The organism is Kitasatospora sp. NPDC048715 (assembly GCF_043198905.1).
Lineage (GTDB): Bacteria > Actinomycetota > Actinomycetes > Streptomycetales > Streptomycetaceae > Kitasatospora > Kitasatospora lactacystinica.
The window spans coordinates 228,828-255,689 of sequence record NZ_JBICVH010000002.1; the positions used below are offsets into that span (position 1 = coordinate 228,828).

At 76.0% G+C, this 26,862-nt stretch carries 2 protein-coding genes; both read left to right on the forward strand.

Annotated elements, in window-relative coordinates:
* Positions 1-5: 5 nt before the first annotated feature.
* Complete coding sequence (locus tag ACGFSC_RS05015; RefSeq protein WP_359897836.1) at positions 6-15,017, forward strand: type I polyketide synthase; 15,012 nt, start codon at positions 6-8, stop codon at positions 15,015-15,017.
* A 40-nt stretch (positions 15,018-15,057) separates the two neighbouring features.
* Positions 15,058-26,859, forward strand: a complete 11,802-nt coding sequence (locus ACGFSC_RS05020) for an SDR family NAD(P)-dependent oxidoreductase (RefSeq protein WP_392862602.1) — start codon at positions 15,058-15,060, stop codon at positions 26,857-26,859.
* Positions 26,860-26,862: the final 3 nt, after the last annotated feature.

The following is a 26,862-nucleotide window of genomic DNA, read 5'->3' on the forward strand; positions in this document are numbered from 1 at the left end:
CACTGATGTCCGACGACAAGAAGCTGCTCGACTACCTCAGGCGCGTCACCGCCGACCTCGGTGACGCCCGGAGGCAGCTGCGCGAGGCCGAGCAGGCCCGCCACGAACCGATCGCCATCGTCTCCATGGCCTGCCGCTATCCCGGCGGCACCGACACGCCCGAACTGCTGTGGGACCTGGTCTCCCGGGGCGCCGACGCGATCTCCGCCTGGCCGGTCAACCGCGGCTGGGACCTGGAGGGCCTCTACGACCCGGACCCCGAGCGGCCCGGTACCTCCTACACCCGGCACGGCGGCTTCCTCCACGACGCCGCCGAGTTCGACGCGGAGTTCTTCGGCATCTCGCCGCGCGAGGCCCTGGCCATGGACCCCCAGCAGCGGCTGGCACTGGAGACCGCCTGGGAGGCGGTCGAGCGGGCCGCGATCGACCCCCGCACGCTGCGGCGCACCGGCACGGGTGTCTTCCTCGGGGCGATCGGCAACGGCTACGGCGAGGGTTCGCGCCACCTCCCCGAGGTCCAGGGCCTGTTGGACACCGGGACCGCGAGCAGTGTGGTCTCCGGCCGGATCGCCTACACCCTGGGCCTGGAAGGGCCCGCGGTGACCGTGGACACGGCCTGCTCCTCCTCTCTGGTCGCCCTGCACCTGGCGATCCGGGCCCTGCGGGCCGGCGACTGCACGCTGGCCCTGGCCGGCGGGGTGTCGGTGATGGCGACCCCCGACGCGTTCGTGGCGTTCAGCCGACAGCGGGCGCTGTCGGCCGACGGCCGCTGCAAGGCGTTCGGGGCCGAAGCGGACGGAACCGGCTGGTCCGAGGGCGCCGGTGTCCTGCTGCTGGAGCGCTTGTCGGACGCGCGGCGCAACGGGCACCCGGTGCTGGCGGTGATCCGGGGTTCGGCCACGAACCAGGACGGTGCGAGCAACGGGCTGACCGCGCCGAGCGGTCCGTCGCAGCAGCGGGTGATCCGGGCGGCGCTCGCGGACGCGGGCCTGTCGGCGTCCGAGGTGGACGCGGTGGAGGCGCACGGCACCGGCACCACCCTCGGCGACCCGATCGAGGCGCAGGCCCTGCTGGCCACGTACGGCCAGGGGCGGCCCGCCGAACGGCCTTTGTGGCTGGGCTCGTTGAAGTCGAACATCGGCCACACCTCGGCGGCGGCCGGAGTGGGCGGCGTCATCAAGATGGTGCTGGCGATCGAGCACGGCGAACTGCCCAGGACCCTGCACGCGGACCGGCCGACGCCCATGGTGGACTGGTCGTCGGGAGCCGTGGAAGTCCTCTCCGAGGCCCGCGCCTGGGACGACACGGGACGCCCGCGCCGGGCGGGCGTGTCCGCCTTCGGCGTCAGCGGCACCAACGCCCACCTGATCCTGGAACAGGCCCCGGCGGAGGAGGCCGAACCGGTGGCCGACACCGCGGCCGGCGGCGACGCGTACCCGCTGCCCTGGGCGCTGTCGGGGCGCACCGACGAGGCGCTGCGCGACCAGGCGGCCCGGCTGCTGGCACACCTGGGCGCCGACCCCGCACCCCTGCGGGCCGCCGACACCGGCCGCGCCCTCGCCCTCACGCGGACCGCCTTCGAACGGCGCGCCGTGGTGGTGGGCACCGACCCGGACCGGCTGCTCGACGGCGTGAAGGCGCTGGCGGAGGGCCGCTCGGTGCCGGGGCTGGTACAGGGCGACGGTGTGTCCTCGGGCCGTTCGGTGCTGGTGTTCCCGGGTCAGGGTTCGCAGTGGGTGGGGATGGCCGCGGAGCTGTTGGCCGAATCGGCTGTGTTCGCGGGGCGGATGGCCGAGTGCGGGCGGGCGCTGGCGCCTTATGTGGATTGGTCGTTGGCGGAGGTGCTGGGTTCGGAGGCGCTGTTGGCGCGGGTCGATGTGGTGCAGCCGGTGTTGTGGGCGGTGATGGTGTCGCTGGCGGAGGTGTGGCGCTCGTTCGGTGTGGTTCCGGACGCGGTGGTGGGCCACTCGCAGGGCGAGATCGCCGCGGCCGTGGTGGCGGGTGGTCTGAGCATCGACGACGGGGCGCGGGTGGTCGCGTTGCGTTCCCGTGCGGTGGGTGCGCTGGCGGGCCGTGGCGGGATGGCGTCGGTGCCGCTGCCGGTCGAGGCGGTGCGGGAGCGGATCGCGGGCCGGTTGTCGGTGGCGGCGGTGAACGGTCCGTCGTCGACGGTGGTGTCGGGTGACGCGGACGAGGTGGCGGCACTGGTCGATGCGCTGGTGGGTGAGGGGGTGCGGGCGCGTCTGATCGAGGTCGACTACGCGTCGCACTCCGCGCACGTCGAGGAGGTCCGCGAGCAGCTGCTCTCCGACCTGGACGGCATCGCACCCCTGTCCGGCACGGTGCCGTTCCTTTCGACGGTGACGGGTGGCTGGCTGGACACGAAGTCCCTGGACGCCGAGTACTGGTACCGGAATCTGCGGGAGACGGTGGAGTTCGGGCAGGCCACGGCGGCGTTGCTGGGGGAGGGCTTCCGGTTCTTCGTCGAGTCCAGCCCGCACCCCGTGCTCACCTTCGGCGTCCAGCAGACCGCCGACGCGGCCGACACCGCCGGCTCCGCGCAGGGCCCCGCCGTGGTCGTGGGCACGCTGCGGCGCGGCGAGGGCGGCCTCGACCGCTTCCTGACGTCCCTGGGAGAGGCCCACGCGGGCGGCCTGTCGCCCGACTGGGACCGGGTGTTCGCCGGACACCGTCCGGACGGCATCTCCCTGCCCACCTACCCCTTCCAGCGTCGCCCGTACTGGCTGGAGGACACCGGCCCCGCGGCGGGCGGTCCTTCCGGAACGTCCTCGGACGGCGACGACTTCTGGGAGGCCCTGGGCGGAGGCGACCTGGACCGGTTCACCACGACCCTGGGGGTGACGCCCGAGGACCCGCTGAACGTGGTGCTCCCCGCGCTCGCCACCTGGCGCACCGAGCGCACCGAGCGTTCGGTGGTCGACTCCTGGCGCTACCGCGTGACCTGGCGGGCCCTGCCCGAGGGTCCCCCGGTCGCACTGGACGGCACCTGGCTCGTGCTGTCGTCGGACGGTCGGCCCGAGGACGGAGCGCGCCGATCGGAGACGACCGTCCAGGTCATGGAGCAGGCCGGGGCTTCGGTGGTCCACCTACGGATCGCCGAGGCGGAGGCCGACCGTGCCGTGCTGGCCGACCGGGTCCGCGCGTCCCTCGACGCGCTGCCCGGCCCGGTGGCGGGAGTGCTGTCGCTGCTGGGCCTCGACGAGCGCCCGCACTCGGCGCACCCCTCCGTCCCGCTGGGCGCCGCGCTCAACCTGGCGCTGGTGCAGGCCCTCGGCGACGCCGGGATCGACGCGCCCCTGTGGTGGGCGACCCGGGGCGCGGTGTCGGTCGGGGGCACGGACACCGGGAGCGCGGTCAGCGCCGCGCAGAACCTGCTCTGGGGTCTGGGCCGGGTCGCCGCGCTGGAGTTCCCGCAGCGCTGGGGCGGTCTGATCGACCTCCCGGAGGTCCTGGACACGGACACCGCCCCGCAGCTGTGCCGGGTGCTGGCCGGCGGCGCCGGGGACGAGGACCAGGTCGCCGTACGGGCCACCGGCTGCCACGGCCGGCGGCTGGTCCGGTCCGCCCTGGGCGACACCTCGCCGCGGCGCAGCTGGCGGCCCGGGGGCACCGTGCTGATCACCGGCGGCACCGGTGGGATCGGCGCGCAGATCGCGCGCTGGCTGGCCCGGCGGGGAGCCGGGCACCTGGTGCTGGTCAGCAGGCGCGGCGCGGACGCGCCGGGTGCGCCGGAGCTCTCCGAGGAACTGGCCGCCCTCGGCACCCGGGTCACCCTGGCCGCGTGCGACGTCGCCGACCTGGAGGCCCTGCGCGAGCTCAAGGACGGCCTCGAACAGGACGGCCACCGGATCAGCACCGTCTTCCACGCCGCAGGGGCCGGGCTGCTGGTGCCACTGCCCGACACCGACGCGGACGAGTTCGCCGACACCTTCCACGCCAAGGTCGGCGGGGCCAGGAACCTGGACCTGCTCTTCGACCGGGACACGCTCGACGCGTTCGTGCTGTTCTCCTCCATCTCCGGGGTGTGGGGCAGCGCCGTCCACGGCGCCTACGCCGCCGCCAACGCCTACCTCGACGGCCTCGCCGAGGACCGCAGGAGCCGCGGCCTCGCCGCGACCTCCGTGGTGTGGGGCATCTGGAGCCCCGAGGGCGGGGCCGGCGGGATGGCGGCCGAACTGGCGGAGGAGACCCTGCGCGGCCACGGCGTGCTCTTCATGCCGCCCGCGGTCGCGATCACCGGGCTCCAGCAGGTCCTGGACCACGACGAGACCGTGGTCGTGGTCGCCGACATCGACTGGGACCGCTTCGCGACGGTCTTCACCTCGGCCCGCCCCAGCCCGCTGATCGGGGAACTCCCCGAGGTGCGCACCGCGCTGGCCGCCGAACCGGAGACCGGCGGGACCGGGGCCGAGGGAACGCCCTCGGCGCTGCGCGACCGGCTGGAGCCGCTCCCGGCGGCCGAGCGGACCCGGGTGCTGGTCGACCTGGTCCGGACCCACGCGGCCGCCGTCCTCGGCCACGACTCGCCGGACGCGGTCGCCCCCGGCCGTGCCTTCCGCGACCTGGGCTTCGACTCCCTGACCGCCGTGGACATGCGCAACCGGCTCAACACCGCCACCGGCCTGCGGCTCCCGGTCACCGTCGTCTTCGACTACTCGTCGGCGACCGCGCTCGCCCGGCGCCTGGAGACCGGACTGCTGGGCACCGCCGAGGAGCCCGCCACCGTCCGGCCGCTCCCGTCGGCGGCACCGGCCGCGGACGACGACCCCGTCGTGATCGTCTCCATGAGCTGCCGCTACCCCGGCGGCGTCCGCACCCCCGAGGACCTGTGGCGCCTGGTCGCCGACGGACGCGACGCCGTCTCCGGGCTGCCGTCCGACCGGGGCTGGGACCTCGACGCGCTGTACGACGCGGACCCCGACCGGCCCGGCCGGAGCTACGCCGCCGCGGGCGGATTCGTCACGGACGCGGACCGGTTCGACCCCGGCTTCTTCGGCATCTCGCCGCGCGAGGCACTGGCCATGGACCCGCAGCAGCGGCTGCTGCTCGAAACCTCCTGGGAGGCGATCGAGCGCGCCGGCATCGACCCGGCGACCCTGCACGGCACCCCGACCGGCGTCTTCGCCGGCGCCTCCTACCAGGGCTACGGCGGCACCCTGCGCGACGTCCCCGAGGAACTGGAGGGCCTGTTCATCGCGGGCATCTCCACCAGCGTCCTGTCCGGGCGGGTCGCCTACCAACTCGGCCTCCAGGGGCCCGCCGTGACCGTGGACACGGCCTGCTCCTCGTCCCTGGTGGCGGTCCACCTCGCCGCGCAGTCGCTGCGCTCGGGCGAATGCGCGCTGGCACTGGCGGGCGGCGCCACGGTGATGGGCACCCCGCTGTCGTTCACCGGCTTCAGCCGGCAGCGCGGGCTCGCCGAGGACGGGCGCTGCAAGTCCTTCGCCGCCTCGGCGGACGGCTTCGGCATGGCCGAGGGCGTGGGCCTGCTGCTCCTGGAACGCCTCTCGGACGCCCGCCGCAACGGCCACCCGGTGCTCGCGGTGCTGCGCGGCTCGGCGATCAACCAGGACGGCGCGAGCAATGGGCTGACCGCGCCCAGCGGCCTGGCCCAGCAGCGGGTGATCCGCGACGCGCTGGCGAACGCCGGGCTGACGGCCGCCGACGTGGACGCCGTCGAGGCGCACGGCACCGGCACCCGGCTGGGCGACCCGATCGAGGCCGACGCGCTGCTGGCCACCTACGGCCAGGACCGGCCGGCCGACCGGCCGGTGCGGCTCGGGTCGCTGAAGTCGAACATCGGGCACACCCAGGCCGCCGCCGGGGTCGGCGGCATCATCAAGATGGTGCTGGCCATGGGGCACGGCGAGCTGCCGCGGACCCTGCACATCGACCGGCCGTCCCCGAACGTCGACTGGACGGCGGGCGCCGTCGCCCTGCTGACCGAGGCCGCCCCCTGGCCGGAGACCGGCCGTCCGCGCCGGGCCGGCGTGTCCTCGTTCGGCCTGAGCGGCACCAACGCCCACGTCGTCATCGAGCAGCCGCCCGCCGACCCCGAGCTCGCACCCGTACCCGCACCCGCGCCCGTACCCGGGGCGTCCGCCGTCCCGTGGGTCCTGTCCGGGCGGACCGCCGAGGCGGTGAAGGCCCAGGCGGAGCGGCTGCACGCGTACCTGACGGAGCATCCGGAGCTGTCGTCCGTCGACGTCGGCCACTCCCTGGCCACCACCAGGACCGCCTTCGAGCACCGCGCAGCCGTCGTCGGCGACGACCGCGCGGCCCTGCTGGGCGGCCTGGCCGCACTGGCCGCGGGAGACCGCGCACCCGGCCTGGTCGAAGGCACCGTCGCCCGATCGGCCCGGACCGTCTTCGTCTTCCCCGGCCAGGGATCCCAGTGGGCCGGCATGGCCCGGGAACTGCTCGACCACGCCCCGGCCTTCGCCGACCGGATCGCGGCCTGCGAACGCGCCCTCGCCCCGCACCTGGACTGGTCGCTGCTCGCGGTCCTGCGGGACGAGCCCGACGCGCCCCCGCTGGACCGGGTGGACGTGGTGCAGCCGGTGCTGTGGGCGGTGATGGTGTCGCTGGCCGAGCTGTGGCGGGCGCACGGGATCGTCCCCGACGCCGTGGTCGGACACTCCCAGGGCGAGATCGCCGCCGCCTGCGTGGCCGGCGCGCTCTCGCTGGACGACGCCGCCCGGATCGTCGCCCTGCGCAGCCGGGCCCTGCTGGCCCTGACCGGACGCGGCGGCATGCTGTTCGTGCCGCAGCCGGTCGGAGCCGTCCGCGAAGCACTGTCCTCCCACGACGGGGCACTCGACGTCGCCGCGGTCAACGGGCCGACGTCGGTGACGGTCTCCGGCGACCCGGCGGCACTGGAACGACTGCGCGAGCAGTACTCCGAGGCGGGCGTCCTGACCTGGCCGGTCCCCGGCGTGGACTTCGCCGGACACTCGCCCCAGGTGGAGGAGCTCCGGGAGGAACTGCTCACCCTCCTCGGCGGCACCGCGCCGCGGACGTCCGACATCCCGTTCTACTCCACGGTCAGCGGCGGCCCCGTGGACACCCTGCGCCTGGACGCCGCGTACTGGTACGAGAACCTGCGCCGGCCGGTCGAGTTCGGACGGGCGGTCCACGCGCTCATCGCCGACGGACACCACACCTTCGTCGAGTGCAGCACCCACCCCGCGCTGACCGTCTGGCTCCAGGAGGCCGTCGAAGCGGCCGGAGCCGGCGACGGAGCCGTCGTCGGCACCCTGCGGCGCACCGAGGGCGGCCCCGGCCGCTTCCTCGCCGCGCTCACCGAACTCCACGTCCGCGGACTGCCGGTGGACTGGGGCACGGTGTTCGCCGGAACCGGCGCGCGCAAGCGGCCCTTGCCCACCTACGCCTTCCAGCAGCAGCGCTACTGGCTGGACACCACCCCCGGCCGGCCCGCCGACGCCCTGACCGGCACTGACGCCACGACCGGCGCCGGCCCGGCCGACTCCGGCTTCTGGGAGGCGGTCGACCACGGGGACCTGGACGCCCTCGCCACCACCCTGCGGGTCGAGGACGGGGAACTGAGGGCCTCCCTCGCCTCCCTGGTGCCCACCCTCGCCGAGTGGGCGCGCGGCCGGGCCGGCGACCGGACCGCCGACAGCTGGCGCTACCGGGTCGCCTGGAAGCCCCTGCCGGCACCCGAGCGGCCCCGGCTCACCGGCAGCTGGCTCGTCGTCGCCCCGGCCGGCGCCGGCGACGACCCGGCCGTCGCGTTCGCCGCGGACTCCCTGCGCGGACACGGCGCCACGCCCGTGCTGGTCGAGGCGGGCCCCGACGCGACCGACCGGACACGGTTCGCCGCACTGCTGCGCGACGCCCACGGCCACCCCGACGGGCCGCCCGCCGGAATCCTGTCACTGCTCGCCCTGGCCGAAGAACCGCACGGCGACGGATCGGCGCTTCCCCGCGGCCTCACCCTGACGGTCGCACTCCTCCAGGCCCTGGGCGACCTCGGCACCGACGCCCCGCTCTGGTGCGCCACCCGGGGCGCGGTGTCGGTCGGCCGCTCCGACCGGATCGACAGCACGCTCCAGGCCCTGGTCTGGGGCCTCGGCGGGGTCGCCGGTGTCGAGTACCCGCAGCGGTGGGCCGGCCTGGTCGACCTGCCGCGCCGGCTCGACGACCGGGCCGCGACCCGGCTCGCCGAAGCACTGACGAGCCCGGACGGCGAGGACCAGCTGGCGGTGCGCGCCACCGGCCTCTACGGCCGCAGGGTCGTCCACGCCGGACTCGGCGACACCGCCCCCGTACGCGACTGGACACCCGAGGGCACGGTCCTGATCACCGGCGGCACCGGCGGCCTCGGCGCCCAGATCGCCCGCTGGCTCGCCCGCACCGGCACCGCGCACCTGCTGCTCACCAGCCGGCGCGGCGCACAGGCCCCGGGCGCCGACGCCCTGCTGGCCGAACTGCGCGGACTCGGCGCCGCCGCCACCGCGGTGGCCTGCGACGTCGCGGACCGCGACGCACTGGCCGAACTGCTCGCCGGCATTCCGGCCGAGCGCCCGCTGCGCGCCGTCCTGCACACCGCGGGCGTCCTCGACGACGGGGTGATCGACTCGATCACCCCCGAACGCGCGGCCGGCGTCCTGCGCCCCAAGCTCGACGGCGCACGCAACCTCGACGAGCTCACCCGTGAACTCGACCTGACCGCCTTCGTGCTGTTCTCCTCGCTCGCCGGCACGCTCGGCGGCACCGGCCAGGGCAGCTACGCCGCCGCCAACGCCTACCTCGACGCCCTGGCCCGGCAGCGCCGCGACCTCGGACTGCCCGGCACCTCGGTGGCCTGGGGCCTGTGGGGCGGCGACAGCCTCGCCTCCGGAGCGGTCGCCGAACGGCTGATCCGCGACGGCCTGCCCGCCATGGATCCCGCCACGGCCACGATCGCGCTGCGTCAGGCCCTCGACCACGACGAGACGGCGGTCCTCGTCGCCGACTTCGCCTGGGACCGCTTCACCCGGGCGTTCACCGCGCTCCGGCCCAGTGCCGCCCTCGGGGACCTGCCCGAGGTACGGGACGTGCTCGCCGCCGCGGCCGGGCCCCGGGGCACGGCCGACGGCGCCGAGCCGCCGGCCCTGCGGCTGGCCGCACTGCCCCCGGCGGAACGGGACCGGGCCCTGCTGGACCTGGTCCGCTCCGAGGTCGCCGCCGTGCTCGGCCACCCCGGGCCCGAGGCGGTGGGACCCGACCAGGCGTTCAAGGAGATCGGCTTCGACTCGCTGATCGCCGTCGAACTGCGCAACCGGCTCGCCGCGGTCACCGGCCTGCGCCTGTCGGTGACCCTGGCCTTCGACTACCCCACGGCCACGGCCCTGGCAGGACACCTGCGCACCGAACTGCCGGGGGCGCCCGCCACGGAGACGGCCGACGCGCCAGGGCTGGTGCCCGCGGCCGCCGCGGTGTCCGAGGACGAGGCGATCGCCGTGGTCGCCATGAGCTGCCGCTACCCCGGCGGCGTCAGCACCCCCGAGGAGCTGTGGGAGCTCGTCGCGGGCGGACAGGACGCGATCACCGGCTTCCCCACCGGACGCGGCTGGGACCTGGACGGCCTCTACGACCCGGACCCGGACCGGGTCGGCAGCACCTACGCGCGGGAAGGCGGCTTCCTCCACGACGCCGACCGCTTCGACCCGGCCTTCTTCGGGATCTCCCCGCGCGAGGCGCTGACCATCGACCCCCAGCAGCGGCTGCTGCTCGAACTCTCCTGGGAGGCGTTCGAGCGGGCCGGCATCGACCCGCTGTCACTCAAGGGCAGCGCGAGCGGCGTCTTCGTCGGATGCAGCCACCACGACTACGGGTCGCGCGTCACCGAACCCTCCGAAGAGTTCGAGGGCTACCTCGGCATCGGCAGCGCGGGCAGCGTGGCGTCCGGGCGGATCTCCTACAGCCTCGGCCTCGAAGGGCCCGCGGTGACCGTCGACACGGCGTGCTCCTCGTCGCTGGTCGCGGTCCACCTCGCGGCCCGGTCGCTGCGGGCCGGCGAATGCTCGCTGGCGCTCGCCGGCGGGGTGACCGTGATGTCGACACCGGGCGCGTTCGTCGAGTTCAGCCGGCAACGGGTGCTCGCCGAGGACGGCCGCTGCAAACCGTTCGCCGCCGCCGCCGACGGCACCTCCTGGGCCGAGGGCGCCGGACTGCTCGTCCTGGAACGCCTCTCGGACGCCCGGCGCAACGGCCACCCGGTGCTCGCCCTCGTACGCGGCTCCGCCGTCAACCAGGACGGCGCCAGCAACGGCCTGACCGCCCCCAACGGACCCTCCCAGCAGCGGGTCATCCGGGCGGCCCTCGCCGACGCCGGACTGACCGCTGCCGAGGTCGACGCGGTGGAGGCGCACGGCACCGGGACCCGGCTGGGCGACCCGATCGAGGCCCAGGCACTCCTGGCCACGTACGGCCGGGAACGCGGCGCGCAGCAGCCGCTGTGGCTGGGGTCGCTGAAGTCGAACATCGGACACAGCCAGGCCGCCGCCGGAGTCGCCGGCATCATCAAGATGGTGCAGGCCATGCGGCACGGGGCGCTGCCGCGCACCCTGCACGTGGACACGCCGACACCCCACGTCGACTGGTCGGCCGGCGCGGTCCGGCTGCTCACCGAGGACACCCCGTGGCCGGAGACCGGCCGCCCCAGGCGGGCCGCGGTGTCGTCGTTCGGAGTCAGCGGCACCAACGCCCACACCATCCTCGAACAGCCCACCGAACCGGCCCCGCCCGCCGCCCCCGCGCCGACCCCGGCGACCACCCCCGACACGCCCGCCCTGCCCTGGCTGCTCTCCGCCCGTGGCGCGGACGCGCTGCGGGAGCAGGCCGCCCGGCTGCTCCGGCACGTGGAGCACGCCCCGGCCCTCGCCGTCGCGGACCTGGGCCGCTCCCTGGCGCTGAACCGCAGCGCCTTCGAGTACCGGGCCGCCCTCACCGGCACGGACCGGCAGACCCTGCTCCAGGGGCTCACCGCCCTCGCCGCCGGCGAGCCGTCGGCGGACCTGGTGAGCGGTGTCACCGGCCCGGCCGCGAAGACCGCCTTCCTGTTCCCCGGCCAGGGCAGCCAGCGCACCGGGATGGGCGCCGAACTGTACGCGCGGTTCCCGGTCTTCGCCGACGCCTTCGACGCGGTCTGCGCGGAACTCGACCCGCTGCTCGACCACCCGCTGCGGGAGGTGATCGACGCGGCCCCCGGCGACCCCGGCCACGGCCTGCTGGACCGCACCGAATACACCCAGCCCGCCCTGTTCGCCCTCGGCGTCGCACTCTTCCGCCTCGTCGAGCACTGGGGCGTGCGCCCCGACCGGCTGCTCGGCCACTCCGTGGGAGAGCTGGCCGCCGCCCACGTCGCCGGGGTGTTCGCGCTGCCCGACGCCGCGAGGCTGGTGGTCGCGCGGGGACGGCTGATGCAGGCCCTCCCGGCGGGCGGCGCGATGGTCGCCCTCGCCGCCGGGGAGGAGGAGGTGCTGCCGCTGCTCGCCGGCCGCGAGAGCGACGTCGGCCTCGCCGCGGTCAACGGCCCGGCCTCGACCGTGATCTCCGGCGACGCGGCGGTGGTGGACGAGATCGCCGCCGTGCTCGCCGCGCGCGGCCGCAAGACCCGACGGCTGCGGGTCTCCCACGCCTTCCACTCGCCCCTCATGGAGCCGATGCTCGCCGAGTTCCGCGAGGTCGCGGCCCGGATCGTCCCGGGAGAGGCCGCCATCCCCGTCATCTCCGACCTGACGGGCGAGCCGGCCACCGCCGAGCAGCTCGGCTCACCGGACTACTGGGTGGAGCACGTGCGCGGCACCGTCCGCTTCCAGGACGGCGTACGCCACCTGGAGCGCGACGGCGTCACCGCGTTCCTCGAACTCGGACCCGACGGCGCGCTCACCGCCATGGGCCAGGACTGCCTGACCGGCGCCGGCGGCAGCCCCGTGCTGGTGCCCCTGCTGCGCAAGGACCGGCCCGAAGCCCCCGCGGCGACGGCCGCCCTGGCCCGGCTGCACGTCACGGGCGTCCCCGTGGACTGGAACGCCGTCCACTCCGGCGGCCCGTCCCGCTCCGCCGTCGACCTGCCGACCTACGCCTTCCAGCGCGGCAGCTACTGGCTGCCGGCCGGCCCGGCCACGGCCGGCCTGCCCGCGGCCGGACTGCTGACGGTCGACCACCCGCTGCTCGGCGCCGGAACGGAACTCGCGGACTCCGACGGCTTCCTGTTCACCAGCAGGTTCTCGGTCCGCAGCCACCCCTGGCTGGCCGACCACGGCGTCTACGAGGGCGTGCTGTTCCCCGCCACCGCGTTCCTGGAACTCGCGGTCCGCGCGGGCGACCAGGTCGGCTGCGACCAGGTCGAGGAACTGACCCTGGAGGCGCCGCTGGTGCTCCCGGCGGGCGGAGCCGTCACACTCCAGCTCACCGTCGGAAGCCCGGACGCCTCCGGCACCCGCCCGCTGAGCGTCCACGCCCGGGCCGCCGACGACGGCCCCGACGCCCCCTGGACCCGGCACGCGAGCGGCCTGCTCACCTCCGCCGCAGAGCCCGACCAGGCGGACCCGGTCGACCCGGTCGACCCCGCGGCCTGGCCGCCGTCCGGAGCCGTCCCCCTCGACACGGAAGGCCTGTACGACCGCTTCGCGGGCGGCGGATTCGCCTACGGACCGGCGTTCCAGGGCCTGCGCGCGGCCTGGCGGCTCGGCGACGAGGTGTACGCCGTCGCGAGCCTGCCGGAGGAGCAGCAGCCGGACGCCGCCGCGTTCGGCCTGCACCCGGCCCTGCTCGACGCCGCCCTGCACGCGCTGGTGTTCGACGTACTGGAGGGACCCGCGCAGGGCTGGCTGCCGTTCTCCTGGAACGGGGTGCGCCTGCACGCCTCCGGCGCCACCGAACTCCGGCTGCGGCTGACCCCCACGGGCCGCGACGCCGTCACCGTACGGGCGACCGACGCCGCCGGCCGGCCGGTGGTCTCGGCCCGCTCCCTCGTCCTGCGACCCGTCTCGGCCGACCGCTTCAAGGCCACCCGCGCCGGACACCACGAGGAGCTGTTCCGCCCCGAGTGGCAGGCCCTGCCGGAGCGCGCCGCGACGGGCACCGTCTCCGGCCCGGAGTCCTGGACCGTGCTCGGCGCCGGGACGCCCCTGCCCTCCGGCGCCGCGCCGCTCCCCGGCCGTACGGTCGCCGACCTCGCCGCGCTGTCCGCACTGCTCGACGCGGGCACCCCGCCGCCCCGGCTGGTCCTCGCCGCCTGCCCGCCCGTCCCGGCCCCGCCCGGCACCCTCCGCGACGCGGTCCACGACGGCCTCGGCACGGTCCTCGCCCTGCTGCGCGACTGGCTGGCCGACGAGCGCCTGACCGGCTCCAAGCTGGTCCTGGTCACCGCGGGCGCGGTCCCGGTGACCGGCGACGACGTCCCGGACCCGGCCCTGGCCGCGCTCTGGGGCCTGGTCCGCTCGGCGCAGACCGAGAACCCCGACCGCTTCGTCCTGCTGGACCTGGACGCCCACGACACCCCGCCGGCCGTACTCGCCGAAGCCCTCGCCTCCGGGGAACCCCAGCTCGCGATCCGGGCCGGCGCCGTCCACGTCGCCCGGCTGGCCCGCGTACCGCTGGCCGCCGCCGGGCGCACACCCGGCTGGAGCGGCGACGGAACCGTCCTGATCACCGGCGGCACCGGTGCCATCGGCGCCCACGTCGCCCGCCACCTGGCCGCCGAACACGGCGTCCGGCACCTACTGCTGACCAGCCGCAGCGGCCCCGCCGCCGACGGCGCGGCCGAACTCCTCGCCGAGCTCGCCGCGCTGGGCGCGCACGCCGAGATCGCCGCCTGCGACGCCGCCGACCGCGACGCCCTCGCGGCCCTGCTGGCCGCCCTGCCCCCCGCGCACCCGCTGACCGGGGTGGTGCACGCAGCGGGCGTCCTGGCCGACGGCGTCGTCGCCACCATGACGCCCGAGCAGCTGGACCTCGTCCTGCGCCCCAAGGTGGACGCGGCGATCAACCTGCACGAACTCACCGCCGGCCCGGACCTGTCCGAGTTCGTCCTGTTCTCGTCCATCGCCGGCATCTTCGGCGGCATGGGCCAGGGCAACTACGCCGCCGCCAACGCCTTCCTGGACGCACTGGCCCACCGGCGCCGCGCCGACGGGCTGCCCGGCCGCTCCCTCGCCTGGGGCCTGTGGGCCAACAGCACCGGGATGACCGGCGGGCTCACCGAGGCCGACCTGCGACGGATCGCCCGGGGCGGGATCGTCGCCTTCGACCCGGCCCAGGGACTGGCGCTCTTCGACACGGCCGCCGCCCTCGACGAGCCGGTCGTCCTCCCGCTGCGGCTCGACACCGCGGCCGTCCGCGCCCAGGCCGGCGCCGGCGGCGTCCCCGCCCTGCTGCGCGGACTGGTGCGCCCCGGCGCCCGGCGCGGCGCCGCGGGCCCCGCCGCCGGCGCCGGCCCCGACGGGCCCGAAGCCCTGAAGCAGCGCCTCGCCTCCCTCAACGACACCCAGCGCGGCCGGGTCCTCCTCGACCTGGTCCGCTCCCACGCCGCCCTGGTGCTCGGCCACAGCGGCCCGGCCGCGGTCGATCCCGGACGCGGTCTGCTGGAGGTCGGCTTCGACTCGCTGACCGCGGTGGAACTGCGCAACCGGCTGCGCGCCGCCACCGGCCACCCCCTCCCGGCCACCCTGCTCTTCGACCACCCCACGCCGACCGCGATCGCCGGACACCTCGCCGCCGAACTCGTCCCCGAAGGCGGGCCCGGCCCGGTCCCCGGCCTCGCCGAACTGGACGGCCTGGAAGACGCCCTCGACGGCACCCTCGACGACCCGGCGGACCGCGAACGGCTCGCCGACCGGCTCCGGGACCTCCTGCGCCGCGTCGACCCGGCGGCCACCGCGGCCGACGGCGACGGCACGGCGGCCGACTCCATCGAGGACCGGATGGACGGCGCCAGCGACGACGAACTCTTCGACCTCATCGACAACGAACTCGGCCTGTCATGACACCGACCCGACACCCGAACCAGGACGGCGGCTCCCGATGGTGAACGACGACAAGCTGAGGGACTACCTCAAGCGCGTGACGGCGGACCTGCACCACACCCGCCGGCGCCTGACCGAGGCCGAGGAAGCGGGCCGCGAACCGATCGCGGTCGTCGCGATGAGCTGCCGCTACCCCGGCGGCGTACGGTCCCCCGAGGACCTGTGGCGCCTGGTCACCGACGGCACCGACGCCATCACCGGCTTCCCCGGCGACCGGGGCTGGGACCTGGACCACCTGGACGACCCGGAACAACTGCGCGAGGGCACCAGCCACACCGCCCTGGGCGGCTTCCTCGACGACGTCGGGCACTTCGACCCCGGATTCTTCGGGATCTCCCCGCGCGAAGCGCTCGCGATGGACCCCCAGCAGCGGCTCCTCCTGGAGACCACCTGGGAGGCGTTCGAACGGGCCGGCATCGACCCCGCGACCCTGCGGGGCAGCAGGACCGGCGTCTTCGCCGGCGTGATGTACCAGGACTACGCGGTACGGCTGCGCCAGGTCCCCGACGACGTGGCCGGCTACGTCGGCAACGGCAGCTCCGACAGCGTCGCCTCGGGCCGCGTCGCCTACACCTTCGGCCTGGAGGGCCCGGCGGTCAGCATCGACACCGCCTGCTCCTCCTCGCTGGTCGCCATCCACCTCGCCGCCCAGGCCCTGCGGGCCGGCGACTGCACCCTGGCCCTGGCCGGAGGCGCGATGGTCATGTCGACACCCGTCCCGTTCGTGGAGATGAGCCGCCAGGGCGGCCTGGCCCGGGACGGCCGCTGCAAGTCCTTCGCCGCCGCCGCCGACGGCACCGGCTGGGGCGAGGGCGTCGGAATGCTCCTCCTGGAGCGCCTCTCCGACGCCCGGCGGGGCGGCCACCCGGTCCTCGCCCTGATCCGCGGCACCGCCGTCAACCAGGACGGCGCCAGCAGCAGGCTCACCGCCCCCAACGGCCCCGCCCAGCAGCGCGTCATCCGCCACGCCCTGGCCAACGCCGGACTCACCCCCGCCGACGTGGACGTGGTCGAGGCGCACGGCACCGGCACCCCGCTGGGCGACCCGATCGAGGCCCAGGCCCTGCTGGCCACCTACGGGCAGAACCGCGCCGACGGGCAGCCGCTGCTGCTCGGCTCGCTGAAGTCCAACATCGGACACACCCAGGCGGCGGCCGGCGTCGGCGGCGTCATCAAGACCGTCCTCGCCATGCGGCACGGCACCGTCCCGCCCACCCTGCACGCGCAGGACCCGTCCCCGCGGATCGACTGGACCGCGGGCGCGGTACGCCTGGTCACCGAGAACACCCCCTGGCCCGAGACCGGACGGCCGCGCCGGGCCGCGGTGTCCTCCTTCGGCGTCAGCGGCACCAACGGACACGTCGTCCTGGAACAGGCGGACGAACCCGTCCTGGAACAGACCGACGAACCCGCCGCCCCCGCCGTCCTCCCCTGGGTGCTCTCCGGACGCACCGCCGAAGCGCTGCGCGCCCAGGCCGCACGGCTCCGCGACCACCTCGACGCCCACCCCGGACCCGGCCCGGCCGAGATCGGCCACGCCCTCGCGACGACCCGCGCCGCGCACGAGCACCGGGCGGTCCTGATCGGCACCCACCCCGAGGAGTTCCGGGCCGGCCTCGACGCCCTGGCGGCCGGCCGCACCGTCCCCGGCCTGGTCCTCGGCACCGCCGGAACCGGCGGCGAAGTCGCCCTGGTGTTCCCCGGACAGGGCTCCCAATGGGCCGGCATGGCCGTCGAACTCCTCGACTCCGCCCCCGCCTTCGCCGCCCGCGTCGCGGACTGCGAACGCGCCCTGACCCCCTTCGTCGACTGGTCCCTGGAAGCCGTCCTGCGCGGCGCCCCCGGCACCCCGCCGGCCGACCGCGTCGACGTGGTGCAGCCGGCGCTGTGGGCCGTCATGGTCTCCCTGGCCGAACTGTGGCGCTCGCGCGGCATCACCCCCGGCGCCGTCGTCGGCCACTCCCAGGGCGAGATCGCCGCCGCCGTGGTGGCGGGAGCGCTGAGCCTGGAGGACGGGGCGAAGGTCGTCGCCCTGCGCAGCCGCGCCATCCGCGCCCTGTCCGGCCGCGGCGGCATGGCCTCGGTGGCGCTGCCCGCCGAACAGGTCGCCGAACACCTCGCCCCCTGGGACGGCCGGCTCTCCGTCGCCGCCGTCAACGGACCCGCCTCCACCGTGGTCTCCGGCGACACCGACGCGCTCGACGCGTTCCTCGACCGGACGACGGCCCTGGACATCCGCAGCCGGCGCGTCCCCGTCGACTACGCCTCGCACAGCGCCCACGTCGAGGACATCCGCACCGAACTGCTCGCCCGGCTCGACGGACTGACCCCCCGCCCGTCCGCCGTCCCCTTCTACTCCACCCTCACCGGCGGCCTGCTGGAGGACACCACCGCCCTGGACGCCGACTACTGGTACCGCAACCTCCGCGGGACCGTCCGCTTCGAACAGGCGACCCGCGCCCTGCTCGCCGACGGCTACCAGGTCCTCCTGGAGAGCAGCCCGCACCCCGTCCTCACCGTCGGAGTCCTGGAGACCGCCGAGGACGCCGGCGCCGACGCCACCGCCGTGGGCACCCTGCGCCGCGACGACGGCGGCCCGCGCCGGTTCACCGAGTCCCTGGCCGAACTCCACCTGCGCGGAGTCTCCCCGGACTGGGACACCGTCTTCGCCGACCGCCGCCCCGGACGGGTGGAACTGCCCACCTACGCCTTCCAGCGCGACCCGTACTGGCTGGAGGACGGCGCCGCGCCCGACGCCGACGTCACCTCCGCCGGACTGACCCCCGCGGACCATCCGCTGCTGGGCGCCGTCGTGGTCCTCGCCGACAGCGACGGCCTGCTCCTCACCGGCCGCCTGTCGGCCCGCACCCACCCGTGGCTCGCCGACCACGCCGTCGGCGGCCGGGCACTGCTCCCGGGCACCGCCTTCCTGGAACTCGCGCTCCAGGCCGGAGCCCGCGTCGGCTGCCCCCGGGTCGAGGAATTCACCCTCGAGGCCCCCCTGGTGCTGCCCGAACACGGCGGCACCGTGCTGCGCCTCACCGTGGGCGCCCCCGACTCCCTGGGCCGCCGCCCGCTCAGCCTGCACTCCCGGCCGGACGCACCCGCCGAGGGCGCCCTCGACGGCGCCCTCGACGACGAGTGGACCAGGCACGCCGAGGGCGTCCTGGCCCAGGACGGCGCGGAAGGCATCGAGGCAGACGGGCCGATGCCCTGGCCGCCGCCCGGCGCCGAACCCCTCGCCCTCGACGGACTGTACGACCGCTTCGCGGCCGGCGGATTCGCCTACGGTCCCGCCTTCCAGGGCCTGCGCGCGGCCTGGCGGCGCGGCGAAGAGCTGTTCGCGGAGGCCGTCGTGCCCGCCGGGCCCGCACCCGACGCCGCCCGCTTCGGCCTGCACCCGGCCCTGCTGGACGCGGCCCTGCACGCCACCGGCGTGCCCGGCACCCCCGGCGCGGACGCCCACCCCGAGGGACGGCTGCCGTTCTCCTGGAACGGCGTGACCCTGCACGCCGCCGGTGCCGACGCGATCCGCGTCCGGCTCGCCCCGGCCGGACCCGACACGGTGACGCTCGCCGTCGCCGACGCGACCGGCGCCCCCGTGGCGACCGTGGACGCGCTGGTCCTGCGGCCCGCGGGCACCGCCGGCCTCGGCGCCGACCGCGCCGCCCACGGCCGCCGCCACCTGGACCTCTACGCGACGGAGTGGGTCACCGAACCCCCGCGCGGCAGCGGCGCACCCGTCCACCGCACCGCGGACCTGGCCGCGCTGCTGGCCGCCGTCGACGCCGGAGCCCCGGTGCCCGAGACGGTCCTGCTCGTCTGCGCGGAGCCCGTGGAGCCCGCGGACGCGGCCGGACCGGCCGCGGCGGTCCGCGCGGCCGTCCACCAGGCCCTGGCCGACGTCCGGACCTGGCTCGCCGACGACCGCTTCGCCGGCTCGCGCCTGGTGTTCGCCACCCGGGGCGCGGTCAGCACCGGCGAGGGGGAGGACGTCCGCAACCCCGCGCACAGCGCGCTCTGGGGCCTGGTCCGCTCGGCCGGGTCCGAACACCCCGGGCGCTTCGCCCTGCTCGACCTCGACGCCGACGACGAGCACGGCACCTCCGCGGGCGTCGCCGCGGCCCTCGCCTCGGGAGAACCGCAGGCCGCGGTCCGCGGCGACGACGTCCGCACACCCCGCCTGGTCCGAGTCATCAGGAACGACCCGGACACCTCCGACGACGCGGCAGGGCCCCTCCGGGCCTTCGACCCGGACGGCACGGTCCTCATCACCGGCGGCACCGGCCTGCTCGGCTCCCACGTCGCCCGCCGCCTGGTCACCGGGCACGGCGTCCGGCACCTGCTGCTGCTCTCCCGCGGCGGCCCGGCCGCCGCCGGAGCCGAAGAACTGCGGGCCGAACTCGCCGCGCTGGGAGCCGAGACCGCCGTCGTCGCCTGCGACGCCGCCGACCGGACCGCCCTGGCCGCCGTACTCGCGGACCTGCCGCCCGCGCACCCGCTGACCGCCGTGGTCCACACCGCGGGCACCCTCGACGACGGCGTCGTCACCGCACTCACCCCCGAACGGGTGGACGCCGTGCTGCGCCCCAAGGTCGACGCCGCCCTCCACCTGCACGAACTGACCCGCGACCTCGACCTCACGCACTTCGTGCTCTTCTCCTCGGCCGCGGGCACCTTCGGCGGCCCCGGACAGGCCAACTACGCCGCCGCCAACGCCTTCCTCGACGCCCTGGCCACCCGGCGCCGGGCGGCGGGGCTGGCCGGCCAGTCCCTGGCCTGGACCCTGTGGGAGCAGCCCAGCGCCCTCACCGGACACCTGGACGAGGACGACGTACGACGCCTCGCCCGGTCCGGGATGCCGCCAATCTCCACCGATCGAGGACTCGCACTCCTCGACACCGCCCTCACCGTGGACCGGGCCGTCCTGGTCCCGATGCGCCTCGACGCCGCGGCCCTGCGGTCCGCGGCGGCGGACGGCACCCTGCCGCCGCTGCTGCGCGGCCTGGTGCGCACACCGCCGCGCCGGGCGGCCACGGCCGCGGAGGCGACGGCCGACGACAACGCCCTGCGCCTGCGCCTCGCGGCCCTCGACGGCACCGGACGGACCCGGCTGCTCGTCGAACTCGTCCGCACCCACGCGGCAGCGGTCCTCGGCCACGCCTCCCCGGACACCCTCGACCCCGGACGGGCCTTCCGCGAACTGGGATTCGACTCACTGGCCTCGGTGAACCTGCGCAACCGCCTGAACGCCGCCACCGGCCTGCGGCTCCCCGCCAGCCTGGTGTTCGACCACCCCACCCCGGCGGCGCTCGCGGACTTCCTGCGCGCCGGACTCACGGACCCGGAAACGGCCACGGCCGTCCGGCCCGCCGCACCCGCGGGGCCGGCCGACCGGAACCGGGACGCGGACGACGACCGGATCGCGATCGTCGCCGCGGCCTGCCGCCTCCCCGGCGGTGTCCGCTCACCCGAGGACCTGTGGCGGATGCTGGCCGAGGGCCGCGACGGCGTCTCCGGGTTCCCCACCGACCGCGGCTGGGACGTCGAAGCCCTCTACGACCCCGATCCCGACCGCATCGGCACCTCCGTCACCCGCGACGGCGGCTTCCTGTACGACGCCGCCGAGTTCGACGCGGAGTTCTTCGGCATCTCGCCGCGCGAGGCCCTGGCCATGGACCCGCAGCAGCGGCTGCTCCTGGAGACCACCTGGGAACTCTTCGAACGCGCGGCCATCGACCCGGCCGCCCTGCGCGGCGCCCCGGTCGGCACGTACGTCGGCCTGATGCAGCAGGACTACGCCGCCCGGCTGCTGCCCTACATCCCCGAGGACGTCGAAGGATTCCTCGGCACCGGCAACTCGGGAAGCATCGTCTCCGGACGCCTGGCCTACTTCTTCGGCCTGGAAGGCCCCGCGGTCACCGTCGACACGGCGTGCTCGTCCTCGTTGGTGGCCCTGCACCTCGCGGTACGGGCGTTGCGATCCGGCGAGTGCTCGCTGGCGCTGGCCGGCGGCGTCAACGTGATGTGCAGCCCCGAACTGTTCGTCGAGTTCAGCCGTCAGGGCGGACTCGCCCCGGACGGCCGCTGCAAGTCCTTCGCGGCAGCGGCCGACGGGACCGCCTTCGGCGAGGGCGTCGGCATGCTGCTGGTGGAGCGGCTGTCGGACGCGCGGCGCAACGGGCATCCGGTGCTGGCGGTGATCCGTGGTTCGGCGGTGAATCAGGACGGTGCGAGCAACGGTCTGACGGCGCCGAACGGCCCGTCGCAGCAGCGGGTGATCCGTGCGGCGCTCGCGGATGCGGGGTTGTCGGCGTCCGCGGTGGATGTGGTGGAGGCGCACGGTACGGGGACGCGGCTGGGCGACCCGATCGAGGCGCAGGCCCTGCTGGCGACGTACGGGCAGGACCGTCCGGCGGACCGTCCGGTGTGGATCGGCTCGTTGAAGTCGAACATCGGACACGCCTCGGCTGCCGCCGGTGTGGCGGGGGTCATCAAGTCGGTGCTCGCCTTGCGGCACGGCGTGATGCCCAAGACGCTGCACGTGGACGGCCCCACGCCCGAGGTGGACTGGTCGGCGGGCGCCGGCCGACTGCTGACGGAGGCCCGTGCGTGGGACGACACGGGCCGCCTGCGGCGGGCCGGCGTGTCCTCCTTCGGCGTCAGCGGCACCAACGCCCACGTCATCCTCGAACAGGCCCCGGACGACCCGACAGCTCCCGCGGACACGCTCGTCGACCAGCCCGGGACACCGGAGACGGCACCCGCGGTCGTCCCCCTGCTCCTCTCGGCGCGCACTCCGGAGGCGCTGCGCGCCCAGGCCGCCGCGCTGTCGGCCCGGATCGGCGACGGTTCGGGCGTCCGCGCCGCGGACGTGGCCTTCTCCCTGGCCACGGGCCGCAGCGCGCTGGCACACCGCGCGGTGCTGGTGGGCACGGAGGAGAACCTCGCCGAGCACCTGACCGCGCTGTCGCAGGGTGCCGCGGTGTCCGGCGGCGGGTTGGTTTCCGGTCGTTCGGTGCTGGTGTTCCCGGGGCAGGGTTCGCAGTGGGTGGGGATGGCCGCGGAGCTGTTGGCCGAATCGGCTGTGTTCGCGGGGCGGATGGCCGAGTGCGAGCGGGCTCTGGCGCCTTACGTGGATTGGTCGTTGGCGGAGGCGCTGGGTTCGGAGGCGCTGCTGGCGCGGGTCGATGTGGTGCAGCCGGTGCTGTGGGCGGTGATGGTGTCGCTGGCGGAGGTGTGGCGCTCGTTCGGACTCGTTCCGGACGCGGTGGTGGGTCATTCGCAGGGCGAGATCGCGGCCGCGGTGGTGGCGGGTGGTCTGAGCCTGGAGGACGGGGCGCGGGTGGTGGCGTTGCGTTCCCGTGCGGTGGGTGCGTTGGCGGGCCGTGGCGGGATGGCGTCGGTGCCGCTGCCGGTCGAGGCGGTGCGGGAGCGGATCGCGGGCCGGTTGTCGGTGGCGGCGGTGAACGGTCCGTCGTCGACGGTGGTGTCGGGTGACGCGGACGCGGTGGCGGCACTGGTCGATGCGCTGGTGGGTGAGGGTGTGCGGGCGCGGTTGATCGAGGTCGACTACGCGTCGCACTCCGCGCACGTCGAGGAGGTCCGCGAGCAGCTGCTGTGCGACCTGGACGGGATCGTTCCGGTCTCGGGTTCGGTGCCGTTCTTCTCGACGGTGACGGGTGGTTGGTTGGACACGGAGGTCCTGGACGCCGAGTACTGGTACCGGAATCTGCGGGAGACGGTGGAGTTCGGGCAGGCCACGGCGGCGTTGCTGGGGGAGGGTTTCCGGTTCTTCGTCGAGGCCAGCCCGCATGCGGTGCTGGGTGTGGCGGTGGGGGAGTCGGTGGAGGCCGCGGGTGTGGATGCCGCGGTGCTGGGGACCTTGCGCCGGGGGGAGGGCGGCCCGGCTCAGGTGCTGCGTGCGGTGGGCCGTGCGTGGGAGTGCGGGCTGGGAGTGGACTTCTCGGGTGCGTTCCCGGGGGCGCGGCGGGTGGACCTGCCGACGTACGCCTTCCAGCGAAGCCGCTACTGGCTCGACGTCCCGACCACGAGCTGGGACGTCGCCTCGGCGGGTCTCGCCACGACCGGGCACCCGCTGCTCGGTGCGGCGACGCAGGTCGCGGACTCCGACGAGCTGCTGCTCAGCGGCCGGATCTCGCTGCGTACCCACCCGTGGCTCGCCGATCACGCGGTGTCGGGCGTCGTCCTCCTCCCCGGTACGGCCTTCCTCGAACTCGCGCTGCGCGCCGGGGCCGAGGCGGACTGCCCGGTGGTCGAGGAACTCACCCTCGGATCGGCCCTCGTGCTCCCGGACGAGGGAGCCGTCCACCTGCAGCTCCGGGTCGCCGCGCCCGACGGCGACGGTCGGCGGAGGCTCGGCGTGTTCGCCCGCACGACCCGGGACGCCGACACGCCCTGGACGGAGCATGCCACCGGCACCCTGGTGCCCCGGCCCGCCGGGGACCCGGCCGGAGCCGCGGCCGGTCTGCTGAGCTGGCCGCCGTCCGGTGCCGAACCCGTGGACACCGGCGACCTCTACGAGCGCTTCGCCGAGGCCGGCTACCACTACGGCCCCGCCTTCCGCGGCATCCGTGCCGCATGGCTCCGCGACGGCGAGGTGTTCGCCGAGGTGGTGCTGCCGGAGTCGCAGCACGCCGATGCCGCCGGGTGCGTGCTGCACCCCGCGCTGCTGGACGCGGCCCTCCAGACCGCCGCACTGCTGCCCGACCAGGACGGCGGGGCCCGGCTGCCCTTCAGCTGGAACGGTGTGACCGGCGGGATCACCGGGGCCACCACGCTGCGGGTGCGGCTCGCCGCCGGCGCGCCGGACTCCGTGACCCTGCACGCCCACGACCTGTCGGGACGGCAGGTGCTCGGCGTGGAGGGCCTGCTGCTGCGGCCCCCGGCCGCGGGCGGGCCGCTCTCCGCGAACGCCCACGCCGACCTGCTGTACCGCCTCGACTGGACCCCGGCCGCCGACCCGGCCGACAGTGCCGTGCCCACCTGGGCCGCCCTCGGCGGTGCCGTCCCCGGCGCGGCGACGTTGCCGGACCTCGACGCCCTGGGAGCCGCGCTCGAAGCGGGCGCCGCCCTCCCCGAGGTGATCGTGGCGGCCGTCGCCACCGCCGACCTGCCCGACCCCGTCGACCGGGTCCGCGGCACCGCGCACCGGGGCCTGGCCCTGGTACAGCAGTGGCTGGCCGACGAGCGGTTCGCCGAGGCCAGGCTGGCCCTGCTCACCAGGGACGCGGTCCGCACCGGACCGCTCGACCGTCCCGTCGATCCCGCCCAGGCCGCCCTGTGGGGCCTGGTGCGCAGCGCGCGGGCCGAGCACCCCGGGCGCTTCGTCCTCATCGACGCGGCCGGGACGGGCGAGCCGGCGGACGCCCTGCCTGCGGCGCTCGCCACCGGGGAACCCGAGCTGGCGTTGCGGACCGGCCTGCCGCTGCTGCCGCGGCTGGTCCGCGGCGGACGGCCGGACGGCACGCTGTCCCTGCCGGACGGCGCGGCCTGGCGGCTCACCACCGACGGCCGGGGCTCCGTGGAGGACATCGTGGCGGGGCCGGCGCCCGCGGCCCTCGCCCCGCTGGGCAAGGGCGAGGTGCGGATCGCGGTGCGCGCCGCCGGGCTGAACTTCCACGACGTCATCGCCGCGCTCGGCCTGGACCCCGACCCCGAACAGCAGGGCCTGGGCAGCGAGGGCGCCGGAACCGTCATCGAGGTCGGCCCGGGTGTGGACGACCTGGTGCCCGGGGACCGGGTGATGGGGATCTTCGGGGGCGCGTTCGGCCCGACCGCCGTCGCCGACCGCCGCACCGTCGCCCGGATACCGGCGGGCTGGTCCTTCGCCCGCGCCGCATCGGTGCCGGTGGTGTTCCTCACCGCCTACTACGGTCTGTTCGATCTCGGCGGACTGCGGCGCGGGGAATCGGTGCTGGTCCACGCCGCGGCCGGCGGTGTCGGCATGGCGGCGGTACAGCTCGCCCGGCACGCCGGTGCGCGGGTGTTCGCGACCGCCTCCCCCGCCAAGTGGGACGTCCTGGAGGCCGGCGGACTGGACACCGAGCACATCGCCTCGACCCGTTCCACCGACTTCGCCGAGAAGTTCCTGACGGCCACCGGCGGGCGGGGCGTCGACGTCGTACTCGACAGCCTGGCGCGGGAGTTCGTCGACGCCGGTCTGCGACTGCTGCCGAACGGCGGCCGCTTCGTGGAGATGGGCAAGACCGACGTCCGCGACCCCGGGACGGTCGCCCGGCAGCACCCCGGGGTGCGCTACCGGGCGTTCGACCTGATGGAGGCCGGTCCGGAGCGGATCGGTGAGATGCTCGCCGACGTCCTGGCCCTGTTCGAGCAGGGGGTGCTGCGTCCCCTGCCCGTCACCGGCTGGGACGTCCGGCAGGCCCCGGCCGCCCTGCGCTCGCTCAGCCAGGCCCGGGGCGTCGGCAAGAACGTCCTGCTGCTGCCCGCTGCGCCGGACCCCGAAGGGACCGTCCTGGTCACCGGGGCCACCGGCACCCTGGGACGGCTCCTGGCCCGGCACCTGGTCGTCGCGCACGGCACCCGGCACCTGCTGCTGGCGGGCCGCCGGGGCGGATCCGCCGACGGGATGCCGGAGCTGGTGCGGGAACTGACCGGACTCGGGGCGTCGGTGACCGTAGCCGCCTGCGACGTCGCCGACCACGCCGCGCTCACCGCCCTGCTCGGGTCGGTGCCCGCCGCGCACCCGCTGACCGCCGTCGTCCACGCGGCCGGTGTCCTGGACGACGCCACGATCGCCGGGCTGACGCCGGACCGGCTCGACCGCGTCCTGCGGCCCAAGGCGGACGCGGCGCTGGCCCTGCACGAACTCACCCGGGACCTCGACCTCGCGGCGCTGGTCCTGTTCTCCTCGGGCGCCGCCCAGTTCGGCGCGGCCGGGCAGGCGAACTACGCCGCCGCCAACGCGGTCCTCGACGCCCTCGCCGCCGAACGCCGGGCCGAGGGGCTGCCCGGCCTGTCCATCGGCTGGGGCCTGTGGGAGGAGCGCAGCGCGATGACCGCCGCGGTCACCGCGGGCCGGGGTGCCGGGGCGGGCGCGCTGACCTCGGCGGAGGGCCTCGCCCTGTTCGACGCGGCGCTGGACTCCCCGTACGCCTACCGGCTCGCGGCCAGGATCGCCCCGTCGGTGCTGCGGGCGGACGACCGGCTGCCCGCCGTGCTCCGCGGCCTGGCCCGCCCCGCCCGCACTGCCGCCGCCTCCGCCGCGGCACCGGCCCGCTCGATGGCGCAGCAGCTCGCCGAGCTGCCCGAGGCCGAGCTGCACCGGACCCTGCTCGACCTGGTGCGCGGCAACGCGGCGGCGGTGCTCGGCCACAGTTCGCCGAACCTGATCCGCCCGGCCCGCCCGTTCAAGGAGGTCGGCTTCGACTCCCTCACCGGGGTCGAACTGCGCAACCGGCTGGTGTCCTCGACCGGGCTGCGGCTGCCGGCCGCGCTGGTCTTCGACCACCCCACCCCGGAGGCACTGGCACGCCACCTCGCCGAGCGGGTCACCGCCGCCCGCCCGACCGGCGACGCGGCGGTCCGGGCCGGGCTCGACACCCTGGAGACCCTGCTCGACGCCCTGCCGCCGGACGGCGTCAGCGACGAACTCGCCGCCCGGATACGGGAAGTGCTGTCCCGCCCGCTGTCCGGCGGGACAACGGCCACCACCGCCCGCCCCACGGGCGACGTGGACGACCTGGCCCCCGACCTGATCGAGGCGGCCAGCGACGACGAGATGTTCGACTACATCGACCGGCAGCTGGGATCCGCATGACCA

Excerpts from the sequence above, each read along its gene's own strand:
- ACGFSC_RS05015 (WP_359897836.1), top strand. The coding sequence starts at position 6 with ATGTCCGACGACAAGAAGCTGCTCGACTACCTCAGGCGCGTCACCGCC.